Origin of the sequence: Duganella sp. HH101 (assembly GCF_001758795.1) — a bacterium.
In the GTDB taxonomy this organism is placed as follows: domain Bacteria; phylum Pseudomonadota; class Gammaproteobacteria; order Burkholderiales; family Burkholderiaceae_D; genus Rugamonas; species Rugamonas rivuli.
In genome coordinates this window covers 377,768-403,904 of sequence record NZ_LRON01000001.1, presented here as the reverse complement: position 1 = coordinate 403,904, position 26,137 = coordinate 377,768, and the positions used below count along the sequence as shown (strand labels likewise).

At 60.0% G+C, this 26,137-nt stretch carries 16 protein-coding genes and 1 pseudogene; 9 read left to right on the top strand and 8 right to left on the bottom strand.

What is annotated here, in order from left to right; all coding sequences use genetic code 11:
• Positions 1-243 precede the first annotated feature (243 nt).
• Positions 244-1,149 (bottom strand): LysR substrate-binding domain-containing protein, encoded by a 906-nt coding sequence (locus DUGA2_RS01485; RefSeq protein WP_070266806.1) that lies wholly within the window; start codon positions 1,147-1,149, stop codon positions 244-246.
• 101 nt (positions 1,150-1,250) lie between these two features.
• On the opposite strand from DUGA2_RS01485, the gene DUGA2_RS01480 reads away from it, so the two are divergent.
• From DUGA2_RS01480 to DUGA2_RS01445, 8 genes and pseudogenes are all read left to right on the top strand, one after another.
• Entirely contained in the window at positions 1,251-2,873 is a 1,623-nt protein-coding gene (locus tag DUGA2_RS01480; protein WP_070266805.1) for an FAD-dependent monooxygenase, read from the top strand.
• A gap of 33 nt (positions 2,874-2,906) precedes the next feature.
• Positions 2,907-3,743 carry a fumarylacetoacetate hydrolase family protein gene (locus tag DUGA2_RS01475; protein WP_070266804.1) on the top strand — a complete coding sequence of 279 codons (837 nt, stop codon included), beginning with the start codon at positions 2,907-2,909 and terminating at the stop codon, positions 3,741-3,743.
• 5 nt (positions 3,744-3,748) lie between these two features.
• Positions 3,749-4,698, top strand: a pseudogene (locus DUGA2_RS34940) (VOC family protein).
• Positions 4,699-4,736: 38 nt separating this feature from the next.
• Positions 4,737-5,831 (top strand): porin, encoded by a 1,095-nt coding sequence (locus DUGA2_RS01465; RefSeq protein ID WP_070266803.1) that lies wholly within the window; start codon positions 4,737-4,739, stop codon positions 5,829-5,831.
• 11 nt (positions 5,832-5,842) lie between these two features.
• Entirely contained in the window at positions 5,843-7,171 is a 1,329-nt protein-coding gene (locus DUGA2_RS01460) for an aromatic acid/H+ symport family MFS transporter (protein ID WP_083296166.1), read from the top strand.
• Positions 7,172-7,174: 3 nt separating this feature from the next.
• A complete protein-coding gene (locus tag DUGA2_RS01455) occupies positions 7,175-7,630 on the top strand; it encodes a cache domain-containing protein (RefSeq protein WP_070266798.1) in 456 nt (151 codons plus the stop codon).
• Between the two features lie 11 nt (positions 7,631-7,641).
• On the top strand, positions 7,642-8,415 hold the full coding sequence (locus tag DUGA2_RS01450) for an alpha/beta fold hydrolase (RefSeq protein WP_070266796.1): 774 nt from the start codon (positions 7,642-7,644) through the stop codon (positions 8,413-8,415).
• Positions 8,412-9,890 carry an amidohydrolase family protein gene (locus DUGA2_RS01445; protein WP_070266794.1) on the top strand — a complete coding sequence of 493 codons (1,479 nt, stop codon included), beginning with the start codon at positions 8,412-8,414 and terminating at the stop codon, positions 9,888-9,890. Before DUGA2_RS01450 ends, DUGA2_RS01445 begins: the two co-directional genes overlap by 4 nt.
• An 839-nt stretch (positions 9,891-10,729) precedes the next feature.
• Here the strand turns inward: DUGA2_RS01445 and DUGA2_RS01440 are convergent.
• From DUGA2_RS01440 to DUGA2_RS32375, 3 genes are all read right to left on the bottom strand, one after another.
• Positions 10,730-15,028, bottom strand: coding sequence for a response regulator (locus DUGA2_RS01440; protein WP_141753159.1), 4,299 nt, complete (start codon positions 15,026-15,028; stop codon positions 10,730-10,732).
• Positions 15,029-15,111: 83 nt separating this feature from the next.
• On the bottom strand, positions 15,112-16,032 hold the full coding sequence (locus DUGA2_RS01435; RefSeq protein ID WP_168167402.1) for a diguanylate cyclase domain-containing protein: 921 nt from the start codon (positions 16,030-16,032) through the stop codon (positions 15,112-15,114).
• A gap of 165 nt (positions 16,033-16,197) precedes the next feature.
• The gene (locus tag DUGA2_RS32375; RefSeq protein ID WP_083296164.1) at positions 16,198-16,410 is read right to left on the bottom strand and encodes a ribbon-helix-helix domain-containing protein; all 213 of its coding nucleotides are present in this window, start codon (positions 16,408-16,410) and stop codon (positions 16,198-16,200) included.
• Between the two features lie 424 nt (positions 16,411-16,834).
• Between DUGA2_RS32375 and DUGA2_RS01425 the strand changes: the two genes are divergently transcribed.
• Positions 16,835-18,274: a sensor domain-containing diguanylate cyclase gene (locus tag DUGA2_RS01425; protein ID WP_083296163.1), complete on the top strand. Its 1,440-nt coding sequence runs from the start codon at positions 16,835-16,837 to the stop codon at positions 18,272-18,274.
• Positions 18,275-19,063: 789 nt separating this feature from the next.
• Here the strand turns inward: DUGA2_RS01425 and DUGA2_RS01420 are convergent.
• The 4 genes from DUGA2_RS01420 to DUGA2_RS01400 all read right to left on the bottom strand — a co-directional run bounded on the left by DUGA2_RS01420 (position 19,064) and on the right by DUGA2_RS01400 (position 25,333).
• Complete coding sequence (locus tag DUGA2_RS01420; RefSeq protein WP_083296162.1) at positions 19,064-19,816, bottom strand: ABC transporter substrate-binding protein; 753 nt, start codon at positions 19,814-19,816, stop codon at positions 19,064-19,066.
• Between the two features lie 810 nt (positions 19,817-20,626).
• The gene (locus DUGA2_RS01410) at positions 20,627-22,195 is read right to left on the bottom strand and encodes a sensor domain-containing diguanylate cyclase (protein WP_070266784.1); all 1,569 of its coding nucleotides are present in this window, start codon (positions 22,193-22,195) and stop codon (positions 20,627-20,629) included.
• A 391-nt stretch (positions 22,196-22,586) separates the two neighbouring features.
• Complete coding sequence (locus DUGA2_RS01405) at positions 22,587-23,144, bottom strand: hypothetical protein (RefSeq protein WP_141753158.1); 558 nt, start codon at positions 23,142-23,144, stop codon at positions 22,587-22,589.
• Positions 23,145-23,260: 116 nt separating this feature from the next.
• Positions 23,261-25,333, bottom strand: coding sequence for a methyl-accepting chemotaxis protein (locus tag DUGA2_RS01400; protein WP_083296161.1), 2,073 nt, complete (start codon positions 25,331-25,333; stop codon positions 23,261-23,263).
• Positions 25,334-26,137: the final 804 nt, after the last annotated feature.

Below are 26,137 nucleotides of genomic sequence, written 5' to 3'. Positions count from 1 at the left end.
GATGGACTTGAATACGGGCCCGGCGGCGATGCCGGCCGCGTACAACCAGGCAAGCACCGCTTTGGCACTGCCGCCTGGCCCTGGCTATATGGAATAATCTCGACGATCCCTTTGTGCTGCTGATCTTTCTTCGATCGAGGTAACACGATCTCGATACCTTCAGACGTCCTCAACAGATGCGTCTCCTTTGATCGCCACTCATTCGCTGCGCCGGAAAGCACTGCCTTTCATAACTCGGCAGTGTCACCTCGCCTGCAGCAGGTGGGCGCTAGCGCGCCTTATCATGTCGCAGAAGTACTCGGCCGCAGGCGTCAGTGGCAGATCAGCCCGGCGCAAAATGCAGATGGGCGCTGCTGGCAAGGCTTCCTTCACGCGGATGATATCGAGCGCGTTGCGCGTGATTTCAAAATTTGCCCACTGCACCGGCAGCATCAGCAGCAGGTCTGAATACGCGATCGAGGTGATATAGGTCAGCGTGGAGTGGGCACGCATCACCAGCCTCGGCGGCGACAAACCGTGTTGCGCAAACAGTGGTCCCAGCTCTTCGTACGCCTTGTGCGTGACCGAGGTGGTGGCCCATTCGGCGTCCTTCAATTGTTTCAACGACGTCGCACCGCTGAGCGGGTGGCCGCGACGGCACATGACCACCCGCGTGTTATCGAACAGCTTTTCCACGATCAGGTCGGACCCGGCCGGCAGGTCGGGGGCGGGTCCGATGTAGCAATCGAGAGTGCCATTCTTCAGCATCGGCTCGGCGTTGGGAAACACGCCATCGCGTACGTCCATCACCACGTCCGGATACCGCAAGCGAAACTCTTTCAGCGCATACGGGAACAGGGCGATGTGCGGCACTGTGGACATGCACACTTGTAGCGAGCCGGCCGTGTCGCCCTGCAGTTGGGCGATCTCCTCGTGCGCGCGACGCACCTCGCTGTTGATGGTGCGAGCCCGCACCAGAAAGCGCTGGCCGGCGTCGGTGAGGACAACGCCGCGGGCGCCACGCTCAAACAACGTCACGCCCAGCTCATGTTCCAGCTCCTGCATGCTGCGCGTGAGCTGCGGCTGGCTGACGTCGAGGTGACGGGCGGCGGCGCGAACGCTGCCTTTGTCGGCGATGGCCAGTAAGTTGCGGATCTGATTAAGTTTCATAGTGATGCCATTGTAGTATCGCTGAGCGTATTTTGTCATCTTTCGTAATCGCTCGCCCGTCATTAGACTCGGTTCATAAGAGCTAGCAATGGAGACACACTATGCAACACGCAGTTGAACAATCGACCGAGGTGCTGATCGTCGGTGCCGGGCCGGCGGGCCTGGCGTTGGCGATCGAACTCGGCTCCCAAGCCATATCCTGCATCGTCATCGAACGCAATGAGCGCGTCGGTGCCGCTCCGCGCGCCAAGACCACCAACGTTCGCACCCGCGAGCACCTGCGCCGCTGGGGCATCGCGAACAAATTGGCGCAGGCTTCCCCGCTGGGCCTCGACTATCCCTCCGACGTGATGTTCGTCACCCGGCTCGCCGGCTATCCGCTGGCGCGTTTTGGCAACGCCTTCAACTGCGCGCCAGAGCGCAATGCGCTGTATTCCGAACATGCGCAATGGATCCCGCAGTACACGCTCGAAAAGGTGCTCAAGGAGCACGCCCAAAGCCTGCCGTCGGTGCAGTTCCGCTTCCTGACCGAGCTACGGTCCTTCGAACAGGACAAGCAAGGCGTGCGCGCGGCGGTGCGCACCGCCGGCAGCGACGCGGACGATATCATTACTAGCGACTACATCGTCGGCGCCGACGGTGCCCGCAGCACGGTACGCAGTGCCATCGGTGCAACAATGGAAGGCGCCTACGGTCTCTCGCGCAACTACAACATCGTGTTCCGCGCGCCAGGCCTGGCCGCCGCTCACCCGCACGGCAAAGCCATCATGTACTGGCAGATCAACACGGACACGCCCAGTCTCATCGGGCCGATGGATGTGGACGACACCTGGTTCTTCATGCCGACCGGGGTGCCTGTTGACTTCAAGGTGGGCGATACGGAAGCCGCATCGTTGATCCGCAAGGCCACCGGCATCGACCTGCCATATGAAATCAAGAGCACCGACGAATGGGTGGCTAGCCGCCTGATCGCCGACAAATACCAGCTCGGCCGCGCGATCCTGGTGGGCGATGCCTGCCATCTCCATCCGCCGTTCGGCGGCTACGGCATGAACATGGGTGTTGCCGACAGCGTGGACCTGGGCTGGAAACTGGCCGCGGTGTTGCGCGGCTGGGGCGGGCCGGACCTGATTGCCAGCTACGCGGCCGAACGCCGGCCCGTGCATCAGCGCGTGATGGATGAAGCGGTCGCCAATCACGCGGTGCTGGGCAAGGAACTGACGCAAGAAGGCAGCGAGGACGACGGCCCGGTCGGCGTCAAGCTGCGCGCACAGATCGGTGCCACCATCCGTGAGGCGAAGTCGCGCGAGTTCAACACGCTTGGCGTCGTGCTGGGCTGCCACTACCACGGCTCCCCCATCGTGGTGGCCGACGGCAGCACGCCCCCGCCTGCGGCGGTGCAAGAGGTAACGCCAACGGCGTGTCCTGGCTCGCTCGCGCCGCACGCCTGGCTGGCGGACGGCAGCTCCCTTTACGACGGCTTCGGTGCCGGTATCACGCTGCTGGCCAGCGGTGGCTGGACCGCCGCTGACAATCACCAGGCCTTGCGCGACGCCGCGGCCGTCGGCGTGCCGCTGACGGTATTGCAGCCGACGTGCGAAGCGCTGCCGGCGCTGTATCAGGCCCGCTTGGCCCTGATCCGTCCGGATCAACACGTTGCCTGGCGTGGCGACACCTGGCCGCATGACGGCAAGGCGTTGTTGCGCAAAATCTGCGGCTGGTAAGCCGTTCCTCCTTCTTCCATCAGAAAGTACATCATGAAATTGTTACGTGTAGGCGCGCTCGGCGCCGAAAAACCTGCGGCGCTGGATCCACAAGGCGCCATGCGCGACATTTCGGCGCTGGTGCCGGACCTGACGCCGGAATGGCTCTCGCCTGAACGCCTGCGCGCGCTGGCCGCTATCGACCTCACCAAGTTGCCGCTGGTGGACGCTGGCGTGCGCATCGGCGTGCCGGTGGCCGGCATACGCCAGTTCGTCGCTATCGGACTGAACTACCGCAAGCATGCCGAGGAGTCCGGCCTGCCGCTGCCGGCCGAACCGATCGTCTTCACCAAGGCCATCACTTCGCTCAGTGGCGCCAACGATGATATCGTGCTGCCCCCCGCATCGGAGCAAACCGACTGGGAGATCGAACTGGGCATCGTCATCGGCAGCACTGCGCGCCGGGTGAGCGAAGCCGACGCGTTGAAGTATGTGGCCGGCTACTGCGCCGCGAACGACGTCTCCGAACGTCATTGGCAGATCCACCGCAACGGCCAATGGGGCAAGGGCAAGAGCTTCGACACCTTCGGCCCGATCGGCCCATGGTTGGTCACCGCCGACGAGATTCCCGATCCGCAAACGCTGGACATGGAACTGCGCGTCAACGGCGTGACCAAACAGGCCAGCAATACCTCGGACATGATTTTCTCGGTGGCGCAGATCGTTTCCTACCTGAGCCAGTTCATGACGCTGCTACCGGGCGACGTAATCGTCACCGGTACCCCGGCTGGTGTCGGTCTGGGCATGAAGCCGCCGGAGTTCCTGCGCAAGGGCGACGTGGTCACGCTCAGCATCGCCCAGCTGGGCGCCCAGACCCAGCAAGTCGTGTGACGCCGATGAAAACCGATCTACAACGTGCGCGACAGGCTGGGCCGGCCGTCCATTCAGTGCACGAATTTGCCTTCAGCGTGCCGGACCTGGAAGCAGCCGCGCACTTCTATGCCAGTTTCGGCCTGGACGTGCGGCGCGAGGAAGGCGGCCTGGGGCTTTATACGGACGGCCATGTGCATCGGTGGGGCCGAGTACTCAAAGGCGGCCGCAAAAAGCTACTATGGCTTACGCTGGGTATCCACCAGCAGGATATGGAGGCCTTGTCCCAACGCTGCGCCGCGCACGGCGTGCGTACGATCGAGCATCCGCATCCGCATGCGCCCGACGGTGCTGGATCGAAGCGCCTGATGGCGTCGCGCTCTGCCTGCAGGTGGCCGCCAAGTGCTCACCCAGCGTCAAGTCGCCGCGCGATTTCGCCCCGGAGGGAGGCAACGCCGGGCGTGCGCCGTGCCGCAGCGCGATCCGCCAAGTGCGGCCCACACATCTGTCGCACCTGCTGCTGTTCACTCCGGATGTCAACGCGGCGGTCGATTTTTACTGTGACGTGCTGGGACTACGCCTGTCGGACCGCTCGGGCGACATCATCGCGTTCGTCCATAGCCCGCACGGCAGCGACCATCACCTGATTGCCTTCGCCAAATCGCCCGCGCCCGGCCTGCACCACACCAGCTGGAACGTCAACTCGCTCGATGCCGTTGGGCTTGGCGCGCAGCAGATGGCGCAAGCGGGCTATGTGGATGGCTGGGGGCTGGGCCGCCATGTCCTGGGCTCCAATTATTTCCGCTACGTGCGCGATCCCTGGGGCAGCTACGCAGAGTACTCGTTCGATATCGATTTCATCGCCGCCGGCGTCGACTGGCCTGCGGCGGACTACGCGCCGGAGGACTCGCTGTACGTGTGGGGACCGACCTTGCCGGCGGACTTTATTACCAATCATGAAGTTCCAATCATGTAACGCAGTGCCCTTAAAACGACAATTACGGAGACAAAAAAATGAACAACAAGTTCAACCTCACACTGCTTCTGGCCGCACTAGCGCCTGCGGCCGCGCTGGCCCAAAGCGGCAACATCACGTTCTACGGCAAGCTCGACGTGGCCCTCGACAGCGTGCGCTTCTCGTCGGCGCCAGGCAAGGCCGCGACGTCGGCACGCTACCTATCAAACGACATTTCTTATTGGGGCCTGCGCGGCAGCGAAGATCTGGGCGACGGCACGCGCGCCTACTTCAAGCTGGAGTCGGGCTTCAGCGCGGACACTGGCACGAGTTCCGGCGGCAATCAGCTGTTCGATCGCGAAGCGCTGGTCGGCTACGGTGGAAAGTGGGGCTCCCTGCAACTGGGCAGCCAGTATGCGCCGAGCCTGTTTGTGCAGGTGCGCAGCGATCCATTCGGCCGCAACCAGAACGGCAATGGCATCACGCTGACGCAACAGATCCCTGGCAATCTGCGCGGCTTCGTCGGCCAGTTGCCGTTGAATAACGCGGTACAGTACATTTCGCCGGCACTGGAGGGCGTCTCCGTTCGCGTGCTGTACAGCTTCAGCGAACGTGCCGCCGCGCCGAAAGACTTGGGCGAATTTACCGGCGGCAGCATTGACTATTTCAAGGGCGGTCCACTGTATGTGGGCGCCAGCTACGAGGTGCAGAAGTTGCCCGGCGCGTCGCCGTCCGAAGTGTGGTCCAATAAGACCGCCACGCTGGGGGCGACGTACGCATTCGCGCCGGTCAAACTCTTCGGCTATCTGATGCACAATACCCTGACCGGCAAGAGCCAAGTCAATGCGCAACTGATCGGCGCCACCATTCCCCTCGGGCTGGCGGACATCAAGGCCACTTATTCGCGCCGCAAGATCGACGATACGGCCGGCGGCAAGACCAATATTGTCGCTGTGGGATATTTTTACCACCTGTCCAAGCGCACGGACGTGTATACCTCCGTAGCGAGACTGGACAACGGCGCCGCCACGAACTTCGGTATCTGGCCTAGCGACAAGACCTACGCGCCCCCGGTGGTCGCTGGCGGATCCGGCCTGCCGGTCCTCGGCCAGGACATCACCAGTATCGAAGTCGGCTTCCGCCACTTCTTCTAAGGGGAATATGGATGGTTGCTCAAACGATGACACCCGGCGCGGCGACGAACGGCGCGAGGATTACAAGCCTGCAGATCCTGACGCTGGTGCTGTGCTTCCTGGTGGTGGCGACAGACGGCTTCGATGTCGCCGCCGCCGGCTATGTCGCGCCGCTGCTTAAACGGGAATGGGCGCTGACCGGGCCGCAGATCGGGCCTATCTTTGGCGCCGGCCTGTTCGGTCTAACCATCGGCAGCTTTGTGTTCGGGCCGCTGGCCGACCGCATTGGCCGCCGCCGCGTAATCGTGGTGTCGATGTTGCTGTTCGCACTGGGCAGCATCGCCTGCGGCTATGCGGACTCGGTCTCGACACTAGTGATACTACGCTTTCTGACCGGCTTGGGGCTCGGCGGCGCCATGCCGGCGGCGCTGACGCTGTCGTCGGAATTCGCCCCGGAGCGCAACCGCGCGTTGCTGGTCACGTTGATGTTCTGCGGCTTTACCCTGGGACTTGCTTTTGGCGGCGGCATCGCGGCACTGCTGATTCCACGCTTCGGCTGGCAGGGCGTGTTCTTCTTCGGCGGCATTGTGCCGCTGGTGCTAGCGCCAATGATCTGGTTCCTGTTGCCTGAGTCGCTGCGCTTCATGGCCGGCAAGCCGAAATATGAAGCCGAGGCGCGCGTCGTGATGCGCCGCCTGACGGGCCGGGACGGTGTGCGGCTTGAAGCGTTGTTGCCGGACGAACGAGGCGCTACCGCGAGCAAGGCCAGCATCGTCGCCACGCTCTTCAGCGACCACTACCGTGCCGGCACGCTGCTGCTCTGGCTGACCTTCTTCTGCACACTGTGGGTGTACTACCAGGTCAGTAGCTGGCTACCGACCGTCATCACCGACAGCGGCATCGCGGTGACCGAGGCGGCCACCATCGGCGCCATGATGCCGCTTGGTGGAACCATCGGTTCTTTGATCAATGCGCGGTTGATGGATCGCTTCAATCCGTTTTTCGTGCTGACCGCGTCGTATGTCGTGGCCGCGCTATCCATCGGGATGATCGGCGCAGCGATGGCGCACCCAGGCTGGTTGTATATGGCGGTTTTCTGCACCGGGCTGGGATTGTCTGGCGCCCAGACAGGGGCCAATGTGCTGGTGTCGGGCTTCTACACGACGGTGGCGCGCGCCACCGGTGTTAGCTGGGCGCTGGCGGTGGGACGGGTTGGCTCCATTATCGGTTCCGTCACCGGTGGCATGTTGCTGGCCGCGGTGGCCAGCAAGCAGACCGCGTTTATTTTGTTCGCCATTCCAGCTGTCATCGCGGGCTGCGCGATGCTGGTCACGGGACATCTTTACAAAGAAGGAAAATAGGTCATGCGTACTTTTATACACGCCATCGTGTTGTTGTTCTGCCTGGCTGCCGCTCCGCTGCGCGCCGCCGATCTCGGTACGTCCGAGGAGGCTGTGGCGATGGTGCACAAGGCGGTCGCGATGCTCAACGCCAGCGGCAAGGACAAAACCATCGCCGAGGCCAACAATCCCAAAGGGCCTTTTGTTGACCGCGATTTGTACGTGGTGATCCACGATCTCCAGGGCAAGGTACTGGCCAACCCGGTGTTGCCGCGCATGGTGGGCGTGAACCTGTCGAACGTGAAGGACGTCGATGGCAAGATGTTTATCCACGAGCGCCTGGAGATGCTCAAGACCGCAGGCAGCGGCTGGAACGATTTCAAATGGCCCAACTCCGTGACCAAAAATGTTGAAAAGCGATCCGCCTACTTCGAGCGTGTGGGCGAACTGGTGATTACGTGCGGTATCTTGAAACGTTAAAAGGAAACAACATGGAAGCGACACAATACACAGGCCCCGGCGGCATGCTGGTCGATGAGTTGGGCTCTGGCCGGCGCATCGTGTTCGTACACGGCGGTGGCGCCGGCGGATCGGCGGCGTGGCGCGCTCAGGCTCCGCTGGCGAACAATTGGCAACTGGTGATGCCCTGGCGGCCTGGCTACGGCGACAGCCCACGCAATCCGTCTGGCCGGGAAGACTTCGAATACGACGCCGCGCTCATCGCACAATTGATACAACCGGGCGATCACGTGGTCGCCCACTCGTACGGCGCCGCAGTGGCCATGCTCGCGGTGGCGCAGGTGGTGGTCAAGGTGGCTTCGTTCACCGTGATCGAGTCCGGCACCAGCGATATCGCCAAGGATGATGCGGCGGTGACCTCGCTGCACTACGCGACCCTGGGCCTTGCCGCCCATCCGCCGGCCGACAATCAGGAGTTCCTGCGTGCGCTGTTCCGCATCATCGAGCCAAGCCGCGCGCTGCCGCCAGTGCTGCCACCGCCTTTGCAGGCATTCGCACAGCATCTGCCGAGGTTTCGCTTTCCGGCCGAGGCGCGCGTGCCCGAGGAGGCACTGCGCAATGCCGGCATCCCGTTCCTGCATGTGTCCGGGGGCCATAATCCGGCATACGAAGGCATTACCGATCGGCTGGCACAACGGCTGGGCGGCGAACGGATCGTGATTCCGGGCGGCGGCCACTTGCCGCAGTCCACCGGCGAGCCGTTCAACGCGGCGCTGGAAGAGTTCGTGAACGGGCGGCCCGCATGAGGATCGTGTCGCAGTGCGCCTCGGCCCTGCTGGCCGCCGGCCTCCTGTCCTCCTGCGCCAGTAACGGTGTGGGCGGAGCAGTCACCGCTGTCAGCAGCGGTACTGTGATCCGCGATGTGACGGTCGTCGACACCCGCGACGGCGCGTTGCACCGTGGCCAGACGCTGATTCTGGATCGGGGCAAGATTGATCGCATCATCACCGGACCGGTGCGGGTGACGAGCACCGCCCGTCTGGTCGACGGCAGCGGCAAGTTCGTGGTTCCCGGCTATCTGGATATGCACACCCACGCAATATTGTCGGCAAACAACCCGGTGGCCCCATGGCCCGTGCTGGTCGCCTACGGCGTCACTGGCGTGCGCGAAATGGCCGGTTCGGCGCAACTGATCGAGGCTGCCCGCGCCATCAACGCCGCCAGCGCAGCAGGCCGGCTCGACGCACCCGAGATCTTAGCGATGCCCGGCGATATACTGGCCGCGCCGCTGACATCGGAGCAAGCGGTGCAGCGCGTACGCCAGCAAAAAGCGATGGGCGCCGATTTCATCAAAATCGCCGGCGGCAGTCATGACGGTACGCTGGCCGTCCTCGCGGAGGCGACGGCCCAGGGGTTGACGGTGTCTGGCCACATGCCGCTGGCACTGCCGGCTGGTGAAGCTGCCGACAATGGATGGCACGCGATCGAGCACCTTGGATCGGGCCTGGGCGTGGTGCTTGACTGTTCAACAGACGAGGCCGCTGTCCGCGCGGCTTTGCTACGTGGCGAAGGCGCGCGTCCGCCACCGCCGGCTTCCATGCCGCTGGCCATCACCAGCCCCATGTTGTTCCGCGCCGCGGACGCGCCGTTCTACCAGCGCGCGATGGAAGGTTACAGCGATGCCAAGTGCGAGGCTCTGGCGCGACGGTTCGTCCTGCGCCACACTTGGCAGGTTCCGACCCTGATACGCTTGCGCACTGCCGCCTACAGCACCGCGCCGCAATACCGGAACGATGAGGCGTTGCGCTACGTGGATGCGCAAACGCGCGCACTGTGGGAAAAGCTGGCGCTCCAGTATGAGGCGACCGTGCCGGAATCGGCGGCCGCTACCTTCCAGCACTATTACGCCGTGCAACAGCGGGTGGTGGGCATGATGGCGCGAGAAGGCGTGAAGATGCTGGCGGGGTCCGACCTAGGCGGGATCTGGGTGATCCCCGGCGTGGCGCTGCACCAGGAATTCCGCGAACTGTCCATGGCCGGCGTCTCTGCGTTGCAGATTTTGCAGATGACGACGCTCAACGGCGCCAAGTTCCTGCATCGTGAAACAAGCATGGGCACGGTGGAGGAAGGCAAGGTAGCGGATCTCGTATTGCTCGACGCCAATCCTCTGGAGGATGTGGGCAACCTGTCCCGCATAGCCGGTGTGGTGTTAAAAGGGCGATATTTTGACCAGGCAGCGCTGGCGCGGCTGAAAACATCCGCTTCGCCCGAACGGCCCTAATTCCTGTTGCCAGTCTCGATTGTCACTAGGCGCGACTACGAAGCAGGCGAGTCGAACGACCGGACCCGGGCCATGCTATCGATTTCTCGATGGAATCCGATTCGCCAGACCCCGTAGAAATTTCGCCACTGTGCGTGCGTCGGGAAGACGATGGTATTCTGGACCGCAAAGCACCCGTAACGCGGTGCCGCGATTGACGCCGCCACGCGTCATGTGGTTGATAGCGGGGCCCACGCCGTCGACCTTCGCCAGCACAACAGCTTCATCAATGACTTCTGCGGGACCGTCGATTCGGCGCTCGGCCTCGCCGAGTCTGATTTTGTCTCCAATTGTACTCATCGCAGGATCCTCCCCTAACGTCAAGTCTCCTCCCTGCCAACAAACCATACGGTTAGTTAGTGCACGAACGCGCACGATTTGAACAATGAACGTGGCAGCGCGCCCGGATTCGGCCTGGAAGCGAGCATCGCAAACGACTGAGCACTACAGGTCATTGACTTGGGTAACATCAAGCACCTGAGCGGCATGGCCTGCGACTGCGGGAGTATGCTTTGCAGGCGTCCCGGAAGTGGCTGAGAGCTCCGCATGGCATAGTTCATCAACAACGACGCGCGCCATGGATAACGTCAATTCACCTTCCGACGATTCGTAGACTGAATGCACGCGCCCATTCCGATCTTGGTATCGAATTCGCCATATTGACATTTTTGCCTCCACTGGTTGAGTCGCCAGTTTACCTCAACAATAAGACTAGCTCGCACACTGAGGTACGGTGCGCGGGCACCGCACCTTGCGTCAATTGGGCGCCGATCCTGAAGATGTCACCGCGCCATGTTAGTTTAGAGACGCTCCGGAGGGGCGCTAATTGGCGACTCCTCGGAAGCCGTTGAGAGCCACTTTGACGCCTGTTGCAACGTGGCGTGAAGTTCGTTCTCAACATCCTCGAACAGCAGTGGGACCTGGGGACTGTGGCCTTTGATGGCTTGCTCCAGCGCCAAGGTCGCCGCCGTGAACCGTTTGGCTCCTAGGCTGCCGATCGATCCTCGCAAACCGTGGAGCACACGCGCTGATGCCTCAGGCTGCTGAGTTTCCCAGAGTTGTGAGGCATGCCGCAGTTCCTCTGGGGACTTGACTGTCACGGCGGTGACAAGCCGCACCAGCGATGCGTGCTGGGCGGGATTGTTGACACTCATCGCCAGCAGCGCCGAAATATTGAACACGCCGGGTTGGTCGGGGTTGATGCCCGGCTCCGGCGCAGGCCTCGAAGGTCGGCCCATTTTCCAGTGCCGTGCGATGGTGGAAAGCATTTGCACCACGTCCACTGGCTTGGCGATAAAGTCGATCATGCCCGCCTCAACGCAGCTTTCGCGCTCACCGGCCATCACGCCGGCCGTCATGGCAATTACGGGCACCGGGTTTTTCAGCTCATCGCGTATGAGCCTGGTCGCCGCAAAACCATCGAGTACCGGCATTTGCACGTCCATCAGCACCAGATCGAATCTGGTTGGCGCCAGTCGCAGTCGTTCCACCGCCACCTGTCCATCGGGAGCGATTTCGATCTGAGCGCCGGCTTCTTCCAATATGCCTTTCGCCACCACTTGATTGAGTTCGTTATCCTCCACCAGCAGGATTCTGGCGCCATCGAGCCGGCAAACCTGTTCGACCTGGCGCTGAGCCTGCGGCGCCTGGCGGGGCCTCCCATCGTGGGTTAGCACCTCATGCAGTGTATCGAACAGACTCGAACTGGTGACTGGCTTGAGCAAAATAGCGTCCGCTCCTTCGTTGTCATTGTCCGCTTCAAGCGCACCACGTTTGAAGGCACTGACCATGATCACGATTGGAATCCGTTGACCGGGCATGTCCCTGCGAAGCGCGCGCATGGTTTGAATGCCGTCAAAACTTGGCATGTCCAAGTCGACAAGCACGGTGTCAAATGGGTCGTGCCCATTGACGGCTTCATATAGCCGCAGGCCTTCCTCTCCCGATGCAGCGGAAGAGGCATGCCACCCCCACAGCTGAACGCTCTTGCATAAGTAATCGCGACTGGTCGCATTGTCATCGATAACTAGCACGCGCAACGGTTTCACAAATCCCGCATCGACGCGTTCATCGGCCCCGGACGTGTCCAATTGAAGCGGAACCGCCACCCGGAAAACGCTGCCCACACCCGCTTCGCTTTCGGTCAATATGTCTCCGCCCATCATGCGCGCCAGACGTCGTGAGATCGCCAGGCCCAGGCCGGTGCCGCCGAAGCGCCGCGTCATGGACGAGTCCCCTTGCGAAAAGGCCGTAAAGATTTTCCCCAGATGCTCCGCGTTCATGCCGATGCCGGTGTCGCGGATGACAAACTGAATGTCTATTGTCGAACCTGTTTCCGAAAGTTTTTCAACCAGCAACGATACTTCGCCTGACGCCGTAAATTTGATGGCGTTGCCAACGATGTTGGTCAAGATTTGTTCGAGGCGGAGCTTGTCGCCGACCAGTGCCATCGGGACACCAGGCTCCACCCCGATGGCCAGCTCGATGTCCTTGTCGCCGGCGTTGACGGTCATGATCGTCGCGATCGCATTGAGCAGCTCACCCAGGACAAACCTGGCCGGAACAATCTCCATCTGCCCCGCCTCGATCTTGGAGAAGTCCAGCACATCGTTGATCAGGCTCAGCAAATAAATGCCGGACTTGCGGATCATTTCCAGATACTTGCGCTGGTCCGCCGCCAGCGGCGTCGTGCCCAGCAGGTGGGTGATGCCCAGCACCGCGTTCATCGGTGTTCGGATCTCGTGACTCATGTTGGCGACGAATTCGCTTTTCGCCCGATTGGCCTGGTCCGCCCGCCGTTCGCTCTCGGCCTGACGCAGCTCGGCATTCTTACGGACGCTGATATCCATCGCCAGGATATGGAACCCGGCCACGGCGCCTTCCTTCGTCAATTCGGGAATATAATCGAACATTAAATGTATCGGCTCACTGTCCCCAGGCAGTACCACAGGCATTTCAAAATGATCTTGCTGGCCCGACAGCGCGATATCGATGTGCTCCTTGAGCCCTGCGTAGGTGGCATCACTGACGATCTCGCGAATCGTTTTCCCGATGATCTCGGCCGGATTAAGCCCGCGCTTGGTTTTATACATCGCGTTCACAAAGCGATAGCGCTCTTCAGTGTCGACATAGGCCACAAAGGCAGGGATGTTATCCGTCACAGTGCGCAGGAACCTTTCGCTCTCGGCGATGCGCCTTTCCGCAGCCTTACGATTGCTGATGTCGCGAACAAAGGCATTGGACACATACCTGCTTCCGTCGAGATATCCTGTGACGGACAACTCCACCATCAACGTGCCCCCATCTTTACGCAGCGCTTCAACTTCAATCGTCTTATTGATGACGGGGCCGGTTCCTGTTGCCGCGAACCTGGCCAGGCCTGCCCGGTGCGCCGCGCGGGCCTGTTCAGGGATAATGAGTGTCGACAAGTCCTGGCCCATCGCTTCCGATTCCGTCCAGCCAAACAATTTGACAGCTTGCGCGTTCCAGTCCCGCACCAGGCCGCTCTCGTCGAGCGCAATAAAAGCGTCATTGGAGTTTTGCAGGATGATTCTGGTGCGGGTTTGCTCTCTGACCAGCCGCGATAGGATTGGCTGCACCTGGACACGGATCGCGATGGCTCCAAGAACGATCACCAGCACGACGGCACCCGCAAGCTCGGCGAACCGCTGCCGCATCGGGGCGTACACGGCTTCCTCATCAATCTTGACGACCATCCCGAGCATATAAGTGCCGATTGGAGCGTACGCGGCAAGCACCGGCACCCGCCGCAGATCGTACGCCCGCAGGGTACCGGTTTCATTGAGCAAGGCGTGATTGATCGGCAGGTTCGGCCGTCCGTTGCGGTCAAACATTGGAATCCGTTTGGAATCCGTGTAGAACCGACTGGGGGCGCATACCGCGACGTCCGCCTCCCTGCCGCAAATGAGCACGTCCGAGGATGAGCCACTTTTATGAATATCGGTCACCAACTTTTCGAAACCTGTTAAGCGTTCTTCGGTCAGAACCTTTCCCATCACCACGCCATCAACGATGACATCATTTTCGACAGCAAGCAAAAAACCGTCTTGCCAAAGGAGACGAGCGTGCTGGCCGTGCACCGCGAGCGCAATGGTGGCTGACGGATGCCTTGCGATCGGCCTCCCGCTCGACGCCAACAGCTCGCCGTCGACGCTCTCGAACCGGGCGTACCCCAGGCCGGCGGTCAGGAAGCTGTCGCCAACGGCGGCGAGAAATTTTCGTGCCTCTAGATCGGCTGGGTGGTCGTGAAGCTTGCGAAACGTGGTCACGACCGAGGGGCGCGTCACGATCGTTCTGGGGAACCATAGCCGGCCTTCCAGGGTGCTGGCGAGCGATGTCGCGTTGGTGGTCGCGGTCAGGCGGATGTTCTCCAGCACCGCCCGCTCCAATCCGCCACGCAAAATAGCGAAGCCGGCTGCCGCGGTGCAGGTAACGACCACCACCAGGATGGCCGCAACCCTGGCATTGATACTGCCGCTATGGGACCGGACCGATTCCTCGGCGATCTGCGTCGTGCTGTCCCGGTGGAACGCAAGCCAGGCGCCAACGGCCATCAAGCCGCCTGCAGTGGTCGGCAGCATGATGTTAATGCGGGAAATCTGGTAGAGCGGCGCCAAATCCAGGATATAGCCCCCCACCGCGGTAAAAGCGATCATCAAGACGGTCCACCCCATCCCGCGCCCCAGTTGCTGTATCGCGTAGCGCTCGCTTTTCAGCTGCGTGACCAGCAGGCCAAACCCGGCGATCAGGAAGCTCAAACAGGTGTTCGGCGCGGGGCGTCCAGGAAACGGCGACTCCGCTGTGGATGCGATCGGCACTTTGACAAAATCAATACCCAGATCAGTGTGGAAAAGGTATTGGCTACCACAGAGCGCGGCGAGACCGATCAACAGCCAGGCAAGCGCGGCGCCGGTTTTGAGCACGGTGCCGGAAGGATTTTCTTTGCCGGAAAGGTACATTGTCGTGCCGGCGAGCATGAACATGATGGGGTTGGTGAGGCCCATGCGCAAGAAAAATTCGATCAACGGCAAAACCGGGTCCGGCTGACAAACATAGGTGAGGATGCCTACGATGCCCATCGATAGCGCCACGAAGGTGCAGAGTCGAGTCGTCAATCGGTGTGTGTTCTGCATCGGTTTCTTCCACAAGAAATAGCGACGTTTCACATTGGGGGAACAGGCATCTCGGCAAGGATGCAACGATTCCTTCCCTGGTTCTTTGCCTGGTAGAGCGCTTGATCCGCCGCTTCGAGCAGCGTCCTGGCGGTGATGACACTGTCTGGAATGACTGACACGACACCCAGACTGACCGTCACAACGCCGTGCCGCGAGGAAGGATGTGAAAGTGCCAGCTGTGCAACCTTGGCGCAGAGCCGTTCACCATAATGTACTGCGGCGCCTGGGGAACAGTCCGGAATGATCACGATAAATTCCTCGCCACCGTACCGCGCCGCCATTTCGCCAGGCCGGCGCGTACAGGCGGAGAGTAGTTTGCCGATCTCTCGCAAACAGTCGTCTCCGCACTGGTGTCCCAGGGCGTCGTTGTAGTGCTTGAAGTGATCCACATCGATTAATGCGAGCGCGAGAAACTGTTTCTGACGGCGGTGCCGAGCCATCTCCACTTCCAGCGTCTGGTCGAAGTAGCGGCGGTTATAAAGCTGCGTGAGCCCGTCGACATTGGCCAGCTGTTCCATAGCGACGATATGCTTGCGCAGCGCAAGCTGCGTTTCAACGCGCGCGCGAACGATGGCCGGTCGTAACGGCTTAACGATAAAATCGGCCGCGCCGAGCTCCAGGGCTTGAACTTCGATCTCTTCGTCATCGCCGGCGGTGACGAACAGTACCGGAATACTGGACGTCACCGGGTCGGCCTTCAGTTGCCGGCATACCTCGAACCCATCCATGCCCTCCATGGAAACATCCAGTAGGATCAAGTCCGGCCGACTGACGCGCGCGCGCCCTAGTCCGCTCTCGCCACTGGTTGCTGAAATGATCTGGCCTTTATCGTTCAGCAAAAACGCGAGGAAATCCGCCATCGCAGGGTCATCATCGATCACCAGAATGACGGATGATTTATCTTGCATTGACATGTCCATTGCGAACGTTCCTATCGATTTTTTTTTGGATGGCGACCGCGATTCCCTGCGATACGCAATTCTTCCGGCAGGAATAGTTCGTGTATTACGAGCCACATGAGCGCGATGTCCGCCGATGGTTCGAGCCGGCTGGGCTTGGTCCCTTGGGTTTTCTTATCGTTTATGACGCTTTGCTTTACCGGGAGCATCCGTACGTTCCCCGGCGGACTGCGAATCTATGCCGGAGAGGTTCTTGATGTGCGTTGTTACCGCCTCTTCCACAAATTTGGAAAGATCTCCCTTGCGACCTCCGCCGCGGGCCGCAAGAAAGACGCGTAGCGCTTGGTCAGTTGCTGATGAGACCGCTATATTCCATCGTCGTTGCATGGTGGGTTCCTAGTGTGCGTATGTGTTTATACACCACATCTGAGCAGTGCGAATAAGATCGTTGTAGAGCGGCAACGATACGGTTTGATCAAGTATTTGCTAATTCAATAACTAGGTCGAGTGCCGTTGCGAATTCATTTTCCTTGAGCAGCGCCGCAGCCGATCGCTAGGCTCATCCGTCACCTGGCAGGATGGTCGGGGTACGGCGAAATTTCTCAAAAATCGATTCCAGTGCGTGATTGCTACAGGCAGGCTACGGATGGCAGGCTGATGTCATGAGCAGAGACCTGTCTGCCAGCGGGGTCAGCAGCAGTACCATATGCAAGCTTCTTTATTGCTTTTTGTCTATTTCAGTGTAAAGTGAGAAATGCGGTCAAATTGTGATAATTGGTGAGATTTATTGGGCTGCGACCCGGAGAAAAATATGAATAATAGTCGCCTAGCACCTACATTCCCGCCCGCCAGCAAACACCCTGCCGAGCATTCGCCCGCAAACCGCAGCGCGACGTCAGTTCAACGACGACTGGCCTTCTGGATCTGTCTGATCCTCTGTTTGACCACCGTTGTGCTGTTGCCCTACGCGCAAAACCAGTGGCTGAAGATGCCGGCCTTCCTGCCCGCATATCAAACCGCGGCAATCGGAATCTACCTGATTACCGCCTACCTGATGTATGGTCACTACGATGCCACGCGCTCAGTCGCGCTGTTGCATTTGAGTGCGGGATGCCTGTACACCGCTGGGATCTTGCTGGTGCAATTCCTTTCTTTCCCCGGGGCATTTGGTAGCGAGGGTTCGCTGATAGGCGGCAGCCAAACGACGATATGGCTGTGGTTCTTTTGGCACGCGGGACCGGCCATCGGTATTTTGTTCTTTGCCTGGGGTGAATATCGGCGGCCCGGGCACCGCACCGCACATCATCTGCGCGCCGTTTTGCAAACGGCCGTCGTGCTGGCCTTCACGTTTGCCGCGACGGTGATTTTGGTGACCACTTTCGGGGCGTCGTTGCCAGTGCTGGATGTGAAGGGCGACTTTAGCCGCATCACCAGTTCGGGCATTGCTCCCGCGCTGGAACTGCTGTTGATGGCATCGCTGGTCATACTCTGGCGGGCCAGCGGCTTTCGCAATGTGCTGCACGTCTGGTTGGGGATCACACTGGTGGCGCTGCTGTGCGATACAGCCATTACGATGATGGGGGCAACACGATTATCGCTGGGCTGGTATGTCGGCCGATTCAATGCCCTGATTTCAGCATCGGTGATGATGCTTGTCTATCTACGGGACATAAAACAGTCGTATGTCCACAGTGTGGAAGTAGCCAGTCAACTGACCAGTACGAATGCGCTGTTGTCGGTGCAGATCGATGAGGCGCGGCTGGACCCTTTGACCAAGCTACCGCAACGTGACCTGTTCATGCAAAACGCCGAATTGCTGCGCCAGTTTTGCGCGACAAATCAAACGGGGTTCGCCACCTTGTTCATCGATCTGGATGGATTCAAATCCATCAACGATCGCTTCGGCCACGAGCATGGCGACATCATTTTGGTACGGGTGGCTGAAGCACTGAAAACCGTCTTGCGCGATACCGATGTCGCCGGTCGCCTGGGCGGCGACGAATTCGTCGTCTGTCTGGCGGCGCCAGTACACTTATTGCAATCTGTCGCCAATAAATTGTCGGATCGTTTGGTCGACAAAATTGGCAAGTTGGGCGACGGTCTGGGCGCCAGTATCGGCATCAGCATGTGCGGAACGGATTTGGCCTGGGCGTTGCACGAGGCTGACGAGGCCATGTATGAGGCAAAGAAACACGGCAAGAATAATTTTAGACTATATCGCGTTAAACCCAAGCTGGTCAATTTGGCCTAACGGGCATGCTTAACGCAACAGAATGCCTTTCGCACGCGAAAGTGGCGTTCGATGCCTATTGCAATTATTTTGAATTATGGCTGGCGCATAATTATTAGCCAGCCATAATTTTGACGATGGCCGTCCTTGCTGGTATCTCATACATCACTTGCTGGAAATCCCAAGACACTCAGCCCTGACTACCATATCGTAAGGGTAAGGGGGGCACGCTTCGCAGCAGGCAACCGATGGGTCGCACTGGCCAGCTGCGTCATATCATCCATCTGCGTGACAACCAAGCTGACCTGCTCAATGCCCACGTCTACAGCGCCAGAGGCCAGCAAGCAATCCATCCTTTACTTAATGACACAAAGGCAAGTCCGCCAGCAGCGTTCCTGCGGCCGAGTAGCCGCTACCGACTACTAGCACCGCCGTCCGGCGTAGCATAAACGGCCGGTGCCCAGCCAGGAATAGCTGTGACTGAAGGTCAACTCAAACCAGATTTCGTTGCGAATGAATCTGCATCTTTCCGCGCCGACCTGCATTCCATAGGCTCGAACCGGCATTATCTGCAACTGAACAGGATGTTTAACACCGCGTTGGTATCAGCATTGGGGGCGGCCAGCGCGCCAAGCGGTAGCCGATGACGCAACAGATAGTCAGCTCAAGCGACGAATGACCATGCGAGGACCATACCCTTGAACACTTTGTAGATGCCACGAAATCGGGGGGGGCGGGAACTTGCCGCCGCCAGCGAACATCCCCTGCGGTTCACTGGACTTCCGCCAGTGCCCGCGCACATCGAGACGATCACTCCGCTGGTGACGAGAAACCATACTGTTTCTTCAGGTCATTGATCAGAGATTGGTTCTTTTTTATGAAGTTATTGAGCTCCTCAACTACCTGGGGACGGTTGATTGAGGATAAATACCAATGGCCCGATGCATGAGGTAAATCCGGGTCGTATACGATGGGTATTTCCTGGTTCGGCCGGATGCGCGTCCAATAATAATCCGCGATTTGCGCATTCATGTAGGCGCCATCGACACGGCCAGCAATCAGCTTGTCGTATAGTCCATCATAACCGCCCGATTCCTCGACCCGTATCGCTCCGGTCGACATCAATTGTTGATAGGGGTAAGGTGTAAATCCAAGCGGGATGCCCAGTACCTTTAGATGCGCGACACCTTTACCCATATCCTTGCGCTTGACCAGCACGCCGTCGGTGAATTCTAACAACGGCGCGTAGCGGACGCGAACATTGCGTTTCAATTCGGCAACCCAGTTCGGATTGTCAGGGAAGGCAAAGTCCAGCTTACCTTGCACGAACATCGCGTCGCGTCGTTTTAGTGGTAGGGCGCGATACTCGAACCGGTACCCCATTTGCTCGGCAAAGGCGTCCATGATCGCCCTGCCCAATCCGCGATATTCGCCATTGTGATATTCCGAATACGGCAAGAAGTTGGGGTAATCTTCAACTCCCACCGAAAACACGACAGGCGCGTTCTGGCCTCTGGCGGAGACACAAAGCACCATCAGACCTAGGGCCAAACAGTATTTCATATACCCTCCACTCTCGAAATGATGAGGATGCTTCTATTGTATTCCCACCAATGCGAATACTGGAGAGTTTCCGACGGCGGGAGCACTCGGAACAGACCTGAGCCCGTGGCATTCCCTCTCTTCACACGCGTGCGGCTTAACGGCGTGCGAGGATGGCGTCGGGCCGAGAAAACAATTGGTTGTGTCGCCGCCAGACCAGGACATGCGAGCATCATATCATCGGAGTATGAGCGTGCTTAACTAGGACATTCCGCCTTCGCCCACACGCGGGGCGCGGCGCTGGGCCACTGCAGGCGCCCGGAGCTGTCTAGCTTGACGCTTGAGATGGACTGCTTCGAGGGATGGGCGGCACAGCGCGCAATTATCCGCCTGTGGCCACGCTGTGATGGAAGATATGGTGTTCGCGGTGGTGTGCGCGGTTACTGCTGTGGGACCGATCCGTTTGAATCGCCCGGGCTCTCGGTCAATTGCGGCGATGCTTAGAAGATCCCAAAACGTGCGCCTTCGCAGCAAGATCATTTACAATGAACCGCACCAAATTCGCAACTTCCGAGCGGACCGTACCGCCTAACAAAACATGGACTCTCTCAGCCTGAGTTTTATTGAGCTTGAGTCGGCCATCTTGAGGCTCGACCCGAGTGCGTATGACTGTCGTCTCCAGATCGCAGCCCTTCGGCGAGCAATGGATGCAGCCTGTGACGAAGGCGCGATCACACTTGCCCAGTGGAGAGGTCTTCATGAACGGGTTGCGGACATCCAAAATCGTTGCGCGATGACGAAGGGAGCCACGCGGTAACCCGCGCCTGCCGCTTACACTATCGCCCCACAGGCCTGCCGCTTGCTAATCTCCTTCGCCTTATACATCGCCCGGTCAGCCTTTTTGAGCAACGTATCGATGTCGGTGGCGGTGGTCGGAAAACCGGCCACGCCGACGCTCACCGAAATCCGAGCCTCGATCTCGCCAAGCTGATACGGTGCCGCGATAGCGTCGATCAGCTTGTTCGCGAACACCTTGGCGTTGTCGATGCTGGAATGAAGCAAGGCAACCGCGAACTCATCACCGCCAAACCGCGCCGCGATATCGGACTCGCGAATGGTGCTCACGATCCTTTGAGAGACTGCGCGCAAGAGCAGGTCGCCAGTGGCGTGGCCATGTGTATCGTTGATTGTTTTAAAACCGTCGAGGTCGAGATACAATACGGCGAGCTCCCACTGATTGCGTCGACACAGCGTCAGTTGCCGGTTGATGAAAATATGGAACAGAGAGCGATTTGGCAAACCGGTCAGGATATCGTGATGTGCTTCGTATTGAACTTCACGCAAGGTCGTGGCAGCGTCGAGTAGCGCCTGCCCCATTTCTTTCGCCTCTTTGAAATACAGATAAGGAATTGCCACAGTATCGCCGGCCCCCAACGCGCGCGCAGGATGAATCAATGCCCGGATGGAGGCGGCGATGCGCCCGCCGATGTACCACGCGAGCATGAGACCAACGAACAATGCCGCGAGGCTGGCGACGATCAAAAGGCCTACCGTTTGGCGTAACCCCGCCGTGACCTCCTCCAGCGGGATGCCGACGACGACCGCCCACTTTGTCACCGGCGATCGACTGTAGACGGTCAGCACCGGAATGCCATCGAGCGTTTTACTTTCGAAGCCACCTTCACTCAGGGCCCCCATCCGTTGCCACAGGTCCGACACCACTCGCTGGCCCAGGAATTTCTCGATGTCGTGCGTCCGCGCCACCACACTACCGGCGCCGTCGATGACTGCCGCCCGCCATGTGTCGGGAATTCTCTGTTCGGACAGTAACCGTGAGAGCTGGGCCGGTGCGACGCTCGCGCTCAACGCAAATACCGTCACCCCGTCGCGCAAGACCGGCACGCCGATCGAAAAAATCGGTCCCTCGGCAACGCGGCCGGAAAACAGGTCCGACACATCGGGCCTGTTCGTCTCCAGGACGCGCTTCATTCGCACCGGAACGGATTCCGCCGCCAGTTGCTCTCCAAGTGGGCGGGATGTCGTCAGCACAAGCTGGCCTGCCGCGCTCAGCAGTGCGATATTCCTCGCCTGCATATTCGGTAGCGCCTCCAGAGCCTGCGCGCGGAAGCCGGCGAGATCGCCACTGGTAAGGAACGGGGACGTGCCCAACGCCTGTAACGCCGCTTGGGTACTCGAAAAGTCGTGATCGACCACCGACATCATTGCACGGGCGCGGCTAATCGCGTTACCCGTTAATTGCACGTACTGGTATCGGTAATAGTCGAGAATCAGCACCCCTGAGACGAATGCTATCGGCAACACGCACCCGATCACCAGCGACGCAATGCTGGCGCGGACGCTGGGCGTATGTCGCCTGTTGGAGAATGGAAACGAAAACATGACTTAACAAGTTGAACGCTTCGACACGTGCCCTGGGCATTGATCTTTGCGTGATCCGTAGGCTGTGACGCTAAGCTTGATGGGTTGATATTTCAGCTTAGCAATTATACCCCCGCCCAGCGCCAGAAACGGGGTAGTCGTGTCTTTAGCGCTGCGAAGTTGGCCCACCTTACCCGGGGAGAACCGGCGCGGCCTTGCTCCATACCGGGCGGCGATCCACTCCAAAAGATTGGCGCTTCCGGTAACGCGGCTGGATCGAGCCAATGGCCATCGTGGGCCGCAGGGCTCGCATGATGTGCGAGCGCCATGCAAGCTGGCGGTTGGCAGGTGGACAACTACCCGCCCACGGCACGTCGCCAGCCCGCGAAGGTGGCAGCAACCAGCAAGCAGTTTAGCGTAACGCTCGCATCGTTTTGACCCGGACTACTTCCGCCGCGGCGGTCGCCAGTTGCATGAGGATTCGCGCATCCAGCTGTTCAAAATGAATCCCTATGTCCCTATGGCTCATTACCCAGATAGTTCCGTACAGATTCCCCGACGCGTTGAACAGGGGGCACACCAAGGCCTCGTTGATCGTGATTCCTGCCACTCGCATCCATTCGAAATACCGATGGGGTTCGATGAACAGTTGTATTGCCCTGGTATCGAAGCTAACGCCGCACGGGCTATGGTGACGGGGGAATCGTCTGCGTTCGAAGTCGTGCAGCGTTCCGGCGACGGAAATCCAGATTAGCTCGTCGCTGTCATCCATGTCGAAGACGGTCATTCCCGCTGACTCGGCACCACACAGGCGCAGCGCATCCTTGGCCAGCGTACGACAAGCCAATGGGAAATTGAGCTCAGTGAGTGAATGCGCGGCGGCGCTCGCCTCGACGGCGCGCGAGCGATCGTCCCGTCGACCTCGGCGCGTCGCTAGTAGTTTCGTCGCGAGAACTTCGGATAGCGGCACAGCGGACCTCGGCAAATTGATCTTACGAACACTTTACACGCCGTACTCAAGCAGGGGCGATACGTTACATGGAGTCAAGTTCGTCGCGGCCGGCCAAACGACGGCGGACCAGCCTCCTATTCGCTTGTTTCGGCCATGCTGGCTACGCCGACGCGCGGTTTCGCGCGCTCCAGCCGTGGCAGCGCCCTCGTTTGTCCTGGACGTGCTCTGACCGCCGCGCGAGGTGCGGACGCCACCCCTGACCGGTGGGCAGTCCCGGTCCCGAGCTCGAATACACTCATCGAGTGCACCAGCGACTGCGCCTGTTCTTGCAAGCTGGCCGAGGCGGCCGCGGTCTGCTCGACCAACGCCGCGTTTTGTTGGGTCATGTCATCCATCTGGGTGACGGCTTGGTTGACCTGCTCTATGCCGACGCCCTGCTCGGTCGAGGCCTGCGCGATGTCGGACATGATATCGGTGATGCGCTTTACGCTGGTGACGATTTCTTCCATCGCCAGGCCGGCCTGGTCGGCCAGACGATTGCCCACTTCAACCTTTTCCACGCTCGTCCCGATCAAGCCCTTGATCTCCTTGGCCGCGCCGGCCGAGCGCTGCGCAAGGTTGCGCACCTCGCTGGCCACGACCGCGAAACCGCGCCCCTGCTCGCCGGCGCGCGCCGCCTCTACCGCCGCGTTCAAGGCGAGGATATTGGTCTGGAAAGCGATCCCGTCGATCACGCCAATAATGTCGACGATGCGACGCGAACTCTCGTTGATCTCCCCCATCGTCTGCACCACCTGCGCCACCACGGCCCCGCCCTTGGTGGCCACGCCCGAGGCGCTGAGCACCAGCTCATTGGCTTGGCGAGCGTTTTCCGCGTTTTGCCGCACCGTTGACGTGAGCTCTTCCATCGATGAAGCGGTCTCCTCCAGATTTGACGCCTGCGACTCCAACCGCGCCGACACGTCGGCATTGCCGCTGGCGATGTCGCGCGTGGCCGCGTTGATGTTTTCAATGCTCAGGCGGACATCGCCGACAATGCCGCGCAAGCTGTCGTTCATTTCCTTGAGTGCGCGCAGCATCTGTCCCACTTCATTGGGCACTCCGACATCGAAATCATTGACCAGGTTTCCTCGCGCCACGCTCTGCGCCACCTCGATCGCGTTTTGCAAGGGCACCGTGATTGAACGGGAGATCAACATAGCGATGTACCCGGCCGCACCCAACAAGCCAACCATTGAGAGGATCATCATCCAGCGCGTCTTGTGAAAGGACGCGATCTTCTCGGTCAAGATGGCGTCCAATTCCTTACTGGCGGCCGAGTTGAGAGCGAATTGCAGGTCGATGGCGGCCGTCGACTGAGCGACGTACTGTTCCGGTGAATAGCTGAGCTCCTCGGCCTTGACGATCTCGCTCGTGGCCAGCGTCGTGATCTTGGCTGCCGCCTGCGCCGCCTCCCGAACCGCCGGGCCCAGCTTGACCTCGAATTCAGGGTTCGCCGAGGCGGCCTTCTTGAACGCCCCCAGAGTTTGTTCGAGTCGGTCGTTGACGCGCGCGGCGATCGACGCCAGCTGTTGCCGGTCGCTTGGCTGCGCCGTTCTCTTCACAAGTAGTCCTGCTCCCTTGGCGCGGGTCTTGCCTAATTCTTCGCTCAGGTAGGGGAGCTGGTAAAACATCGCCTGGATCAGCTGGTAGGTGTCCTTGTCCGGATCCAGGCTCAAGCCATAGTAGTCGCCCAGCAAGTCATTGACCTTCAACAGCTTGGGCACCAGCGCCGTATGGTCGTCGTAACTTTGCAATACGGTGATGCGCTTGCCGCTGACATTCGTGCGCAAGGTCTCCCAGTCACGCTTCGCGTCGCTCCAGGCTTGGTCGATGTCGCGATCATGCAGGCGAAGGACAACCGCATCGATCTCGGCATAGGCCGCGTCGGCTTCCTTTTGCTTGGCCTCGCGCTGGCCCTCGGCCGCCGTCACGCCGCCTAGCGCCAGCGCCGCCAAGCCGCGGTGCTGCTGGGTGTACTGGACCATTTTTAAACCAGTATTCACCACCGGCAGCCCTTGCTGCTCGCCTTCGTAGGCGTCGAGCGCCTTGCCAGCTTCGTGCAAGTACAGATGGGTCGGGATGCTGCCGATGATCACAGCGATCATGCTCAGGATCAGGAACTTGTGCCAGAGGCGCAGCGGCGCGCGCGTCGAGTGGGTCTGCATACAATATCCTTCCGGGTTTGAGCAAAACAGCCTAAGTGAACTGTCCTAAAATTGATCATAGGCGCGGTTTCCGTTCCCGTGAAGCATTTTCTATCGAATTTCCACAACTTTGTGAATTCCATGTAACAACACCGAAACAGCCTCCTGCTGAGCGCATACCCACGCTGAACACTGCGTTCCTTACGCGACAACGGCGACGGTCGGGTGATGCAAACTAGTACGCAGCACGACTGGAGCGGCGAAATGCGACCGGACCGAACAATCAGGTGAGCGCCGCCGTTTGTCAGCCTCGTAGCGCAGCATACCGCTTGATAACAATATCGCTAACGATGCTTCGTTTCCTTGATGTCTTCACGCGGTCGTCGCGGCTCCGCTACGAGGGGATTGACGGTAAGCGCCAATTTCACCGCACATAGCACATTGGTGTGAAGGAGCGGATCATAGGCGTCCACTTATGGTGATGGACACCTATGCAAGAGACAGACTCAGAGTTTCACTTGGTAGTGACGGGCATACGGCGCGATGGCCGGCGGCGTTACGACGACGATTCGAAGCAGGCATTGGTCCAGGCTTGCCTACGGCCGGGCGTATCGCTGGTCTGTATGGCACTCAAGCAGGGCGCGAACGCCCAACCTGCTGCGGACTGATTTCTCTGCTGCGATCGCGCAAACGTCTGCGCCATCGCCATCTCAGGCGCGATCGCCGCGCCGGGCTACAATGACCGCCTAATGGTAATCGAGGCGGCGCCGTCGAGGACGGCGTCGTCCTCTCCGCAGTGCTGCTAGGCGCACGGCATATTACCGA

Excerpts from the sequence above, each read along its gene's own strand:
- DUGA2_RS01410 (WP_070266784.1), bottom strand. The coding sequence starts at position 22,195 with ATGTTTTCGTTTCCATTCTCCAACAGGCGACATACGCCCAGCGTCCGC.
- DUGA2_RS01485 (WP_070266806.1), bottom strand. The coding sequence starts at position 1,149 with ATGAAACTTAATCAGATCCGCAACTTACTGGCCATCGCCGACAAAGGC.
- DUGA2_RS01465 (WP_070266803.1), top strand. The coding sequence starts at position 4,737 with ATGAACAACAAGTTCAACCTCACACTGCTTCTGGCCGCACTAGCGCCT.
- DUGA2_RS01460 (WP_083296166.1), top strand. The coding sequence starts at position 5,843 with ATGGTTGCTCAAACGATGACACCCGGCGCGGCGACGAACGGCGCGAGG.
- DUGA2_RS01475 (WP_070266804.1), top strand. The coding sequence starts at position 2,907 with ATGAAATTGTTACGTGTAGGCGCGCTCGGCGCCGAAAAACCTGCGGCG.
- DUGA2_RS01445 (WP_070266794.1), top strand. The coding sequence starts at position 8,412 with ATGAGGATCGTGTCGCAGTGCGCCTCGGCCCTGCTGGCCGCCGGCCTC.
- DUGA2_RS01435 (WP_168167402.1), bottom strand. The coding sequence starts at position 16,032 with ATGCAAGATAAATCATCCGTCATTCTGGTGATCGATGATGACCCTGCG.
- DUGA2_RS01425 (WP_083296163.1), top strand. The coding sequence starts at position 16,835 with ATGAATAATAGTCGCCTAGCACCTACATTCCCGCCCGCCAGCAAACAC.
- DUGA2_RS32375 (WP_083296164.1), bottom strand. The coding sequence starts at position 16,410 with ATGCAACGACGATGGAATATAGCGGTCTCATCAGCAACTGACCAAGCG.
- DUGA2_RS01420 (WP_083296162.1), bottom strand. The coding sequence starts at position 19,816 with ATGAAATACTGTTTGGCCCTAGGTCTGATGGTGCTTTGTGTCTCCGCC.
- DUGA2_RS01400 (WP_083296161.1), bottom strand. The coding sequence starts at position 25,333 with ATGCAGACCCACTCGACGCGCGCGCCGCTGCGCCTCTGGCACAAGTTC.
- DUGA2_RS01440 (WP_141753159.1), bottom strand. The coding sequence starts at position 15,028 with ATGGGCATCGTAGGCATCCTCACCTATGTTTGTCAGCCGGACCCGGTT.
- DUGA2_RS01455 (WP_070266798.1), top strand. The coding sequence starts at position 7,175 with ATGCGTACTTTTATACACGCCATCGTGTTGTTGTTCTGCCTGGCTGCC.
- DUGA2_RS01480 (WP_070266805.1), top strand. The coding sequence starts at position 1,251 with ATGCAACACGCAGTTGAACAATCGACCGAGGTGCTGATCGTCGGTGCC.
- DUGA2_RS01450 (WP_070266796.1), top strand. The coding sequence starts at position 7,642 with ATGGAAGCGACACAATACACAGGCCCCGGCGGCATGCTGGTCGATGAG.